Genomic DNA, 3901 nt, shown 5'->3' with positions numbered 1-3901 from the left:
GCAGGTCACTGGGCAGTGTGGACCACATGACCCAGCCGCTGATCGGCAGCGCGAAGAAGCTGAAGTAGAACCAGACCTCCAGCACATGGCTGGCCCTGCCCGAGAACGACGACTCGTCGACGTTGTCGGGGGTGCCGATCTGGCTGCGCCACAGGAAGCGCAGCGTGCCCAGCACCATGATCGTCAGCCCGACCTCGGTGTGCGTCTGGTAGCCGATGTACTTGTCGCCGCCCRCCGGCTGCCAGCCCAGGTACCAGCCATAGGCCAGCTGGAAGATCATCAGCGCCGCCATCGCCCAGTGAAAGGCCACGCCGATCGGCGAGTACAGGCCCCGGCGGTGGTGGCCCTCGGCCCATTCGATGGCGGCAACGAGATTCATGCCACCTCGGCAAGCAGGCCGCGCGCACGTTCAGCGCGCATCCAGCGCCAGCCTATCCACATCGCGGCCGCCAGGTAGGCCATGCTGCCCGGCGCCCACATCACGATGCCGGCGAGCTGCTGGTCCTGCAGCGGCGAGACGCCCCAGCTCAGCGCCGATGCGAAGTGCGGCGCATACAGCGGCCGCGCGGCGAACGTGATCAGCGCGCCCAGCAGCCCCATCAACACCGTCGTGGCGAGGATGGCGCCCGTTGCTGCGACCGCGCCGGAGCGCCGCACCGCGACCCAGAAGGCGACCGCGCTGGCCAGCAGCGTGAACTGCATCAGTGCGTACAGGGCCACCGACGACAGGGCCGCCGCGTAAGGCGCGGGCGCGTGCCAGGTCCAGAACGTGACGGTGGCGATGGCCGTGCAGGTCCATAGCGGTGTCGGCAGGCGACGCAGCCACGGTGCCAGCCCGACTGCCAGCAACGGCGCCATCGCCAGGACCAGCGCCATGTGATGGACCACCCGGACAGTGAAGAACGCGGAGCTCAGCGCGCACAGCGGCGACACGTAGAGCAGGGCCGCCAACGCCCAGGCGCAGCGCAGGCAGCGCAGCTGTCTCGGCGTTGCAGCCTGCGCCGCTGACAGCCGCCACAGTGCCAGCGCCAGCAGCACGAGGCCCGTGCCGAGCACCGGGTCGAGGTTCCATCGGCTCAGCCAGGCGTCCGGGCCGGGCGCCTCGCCGCAATAGGGAATCCACCGGCCATCCATGGTCGTCTTCCGCGTCTAGTTCAACGCTGCACGGGCACACGACTTGCCCGCGTTCGTGGCCGCCCCACGAGAGGGGGCCGGTCCGGGAGCGCAAGGCTTTGCGGCAACTTTTGCCGTAGCCCGTTCAGCCCTTGAGCGCCGTTTCAATCGCCGAGATGGCGAGCTTGCGCATATCTACGGCGCGTTCGCTGCCAGCCAGGCAAACGTCGTGTAGGCGGCGACGTTCTGGTTCAAGGACGCGGGGTCGATCTTGTCCAAGGTGTCATTGGCGCTGTGATGATGATCGAAGAGGTCCGTGGCATCCTGTGCGAGCTGGATCCACGGCACGCCACGCTTGGCCAGGAAGCCCAGATCCGGTCCCGGTGCGCCAGCGGCACCGTCGAGCGTGATGCCCAGCGGAGCCAGCGCGCGTGACAGCCGTGCCGTGAGCTCAGCGTCCAGCGGCGGATGACGCAACGCGTAGATTGGCCCTGCGCCCCAATCGCTTTCGATCGCCAGATAGTGCCGCGACAGATCGCCCGCATCGCGCGCCGCATAGGCGCGTGCACCATCGAAGCCGTTCTCCTCATTGGCGAACAACACCACGCGGATCGTGCGGCGGGGTGCCTGGGGCAGCTGCTTGATCAACGCCCCGGCTGCCATGGTCAGGGCCACGCCGAACCCGTCGTCGACTGCGCCCGTGCCCAGATCCCAGGAGTCGAGATGCGCAGACATCATCACGATCTCCCCCTTGGCGTCTTGCCCGGTGATCTCGCCGATCACGTTGTACGAGGTGCTGTCGGTCTGTGTTTGCGTCGCGATGTTCAGGCGCAGCCGTACCGAGGGATATCGAAGCCCCAGCCGTTCAAGGAGATCCGCATCCGGGCCCGAGATGGCGGCGGCCGGAATCGCGTTCCCGGGAGCGTAGTTCACGCTGCCGGTGTGCGGCAGCCGGTTGTCGTCGGTTCCCAAGGATCTGATCAGCAGCGCCACGGCGCCCTTGGTGGCGGCCAACGAGGCAGCACTGCTGCGCATCTGCAGGACCCGCGCGTATCCCGACCCATCGCGGTCGCGTTCCATGCGCCGGGTGAGCACGACGATCCTGCCGCGCACCGATTCGGCCGGCGCCGACTGCAACGCTTCGAAGTCTTGGAATCGCACGATCTCGGCATCGAGCGGGCCGTCGGTTCCCACGCTGTTGCCCAGCGCGGTCACGGCAAGGCGCTGCGTGAGCGGCGCAATCACCTCGGCGCTCTCGGACAGCCGGCGCCAAGCCGTGAACTTGACGGGCTCCGTGTAGACCTTGTCGTAGCCCAGCGCACGGAACTTCGCCACGGCCCACGCCACCGCGCGGGCGTCGGCCTCGGACCCGGCGGGGCGCGCGCCGACCTCCGTGGTCAGCGATGCGACGATCTTGTACGCCCCGCTGTCCGCCAGCGCGCGTTCCCTCAGGAGCCCGGCGGTCGCTTCGTTCGCTGCGGAAGCCGGCAACGTTTCAGCGCCCGCGAAAGGGCTTGCAAGACACGCGGCCAGCAGCAGTGCCGCGGAGTGATTCAGCAACCGCTGGGCCATGGTTCACCTCGCCTCGTAGTGGTCGTTCACGTAGGTCATGGGGACCCACCGGTAGCCTGTGCCATCGCGGCGCAGATGGCCGACGCCGGGGAACGAGATGTGGTCGGCCGCGACCCAGTACCGGCCCTTGACCGCGTCGGCGAAAGCCTTCTTGCGCGTTGCTGCGGCGGCCTTGGGATCGACGTCGAAGACGATCGTCACGCCCGGGTTGGGCATCTGGACTTCCGCCACGTGAACCAGGTCGCCCCAGAACACCAGCTTCTCGCCCTTGCTCTCGAGCGCGTAGAACGTGTGGCCCGGTGTGTGGCCCGGAGCGGGGATGGAACGGATGCCGGCGAACAGCTCGGTCGCGCCGGAGAACGTCTTCACCTTGCCGGCATCGACATAGGGCTGCACCTTGGCCGAAGCCTCGTCGAAGTACTTCTTCGCCGCCTCCGGCGCCCGCGCGCGGTTGTCGGGATTCAGCCAGTGCGCGACCTCCTTCTGCTCGATGTGGACCGTGGCGTTGGGAAACACGATGCGCTGGCCATCCATCAAGCCACCGGTGTGGTCGGTGTGGATGTGCGTGATCAGGATGTCGGTGATCTGCGCCGGCGTGACGCCCACCGCCTTGAGACTGGCCTCGAGCTTGTTCAACGTCGGGCCGTAAAGCTCGCCGGTGCCGGCGTCCATCAGGATCAGGCGGTTGCCGGCCCGGATCAGGTAGGCGTTGATCGAGGCATCGACCTCGGTCGTCTGATACGTGTCCGCCAGGCGCGACGCCACCTCGCCGGGCTGGGCGTTGGTCAGCAGCTTCAGCGTCGGGATCGGCAGTGTGCCGTCGGAGAGTGCCGCGATCTCGAAGTCGCCGAGCTTGAAGTGGTAGTAGCCGGCTTGATAGCGGCTCACCTTGGTCGCAGGCGCCTCGGCCGCGGACGAGACCGGGGCGACCAGGCTGGTGGCGACAGTGGCGGCCAGGAAGGCCGCAAGGAAGGTGCGTTTCATCGTGAGGCTCCTGTTAAGCGATGAAAGCCACTATATTTATCGCCATCTTGTTTATAAAGATCGATATAGCTATTTCACAATCAACGATATGGAAACAATGATCGACAACCTGGCCGAGCTGACGATCTTCGACAAGGTCGCCAGTGCCGGCAGCCTCACGGGGGCCGCGAACGCGCTGGGCCTGTCGCTGGCAGTGGTCAGCAAACGCCTGGCCGCCCTCGAGGCGCGCATG

Annotated in this window: 5 protein-coding genes; 1 reads left to right on the top strand and 4 read right to left on the bottom strand. The window is 67.2% G+C overall.

Annotated elements, in window-relative coordinates:
• From AC1DU6_RS22730 to AC1DU6_RS22715, 4 genes are all read right to left on the bottom strand, one after another.
• Positions 1-379: cytochrome b (locus AC1DU6_RS22730; RefSeq protein WP_477859777.1), on the bottom strand; the 379-nt coding region annotated here is incomplete at its 3' end.
• Positions 376-1134 carry a cytochrome c oxidase assembly protein gene (locus AC1DU6_RS22725; RefSeq protein WP_477859776.1) on the bottom strand — a complete coding sequence of 253 codons (759 nt, stop codon included), beginning with the start codon at positions 1132-1134 and terminating at the stop codon, positions 376-378. The genes AC1DU6_RS22725 and AC1DU6_RS22730, both read right to left, overlap by 4 nt.
• Before the next feature lie 174 nt (positions 1135-1308).
• Complete coding sequence (locus AC1DU6_RS22720) at positions 1309-2685, bottom strand: M28 family peptidase (RefSeq protein WP_457353559.1); 1377 nt, start codon at positions 2683-2685, stop codon at positions 1309-1311.
• Positions 2686-2688: 3 nt separating this feature from the next.
• Positions 2689-3669 (bottom strand): MBL fold metallo-hydrolase, encoded by a 981-nt coding sequence (locus AC1DU6_RS22715; RefSeq protein WP_457353557.1) that lies wholly within the window; start codon positions 3667-3669, stop codon positions 2689-2691.
• 88 nt (positions 3670-3757) lie between these two features.
• Here AC1DU6_RS22715 and AC1DU6_RS22710 point away from each other — a divergent pair.
• Positions 3758-3901 (top strand): helix-turn-helix domain-containing protein (locus tag AC1DU6_RS22710; protein ID WP_477859779.1); only part of this gene is annotated, 144 nt, incomplete at its 3' end.

The sequence above is a fragment of the Roseateles sp. P5_B10 genome (genome assembly GCF_056400485.1).
Note: the sequence above shows the minus strand (reverse complement) of the source record. Positions and strands in the feature narration are given on the sequence as shown.

Coding starts and splice junctions, on each gene's coding strand:
- AC1DU6_RS22725 (WP_477859776.1), bottom strand. CDS start 1,134: ATGGATGGCCGGTGGATTCCCTATTGCGGCGAGGCGCCCGGCCCGGAC.
- AC1DU6_RS22720 (WP_457353559.1), bottom strand. CDS start 2,685: ATGGCCCAGCGGTTGCTGAATCACTCCGCGGCACTGCTGCTGGCCGCG.
- AC1DU6_RS22715 (WP_457353557.1), bottom strand. CDS start 3,669: ATGAAACGCACCTTCCTTGCGGCCTTCCTGGCCGCCACTGTCGCCACC.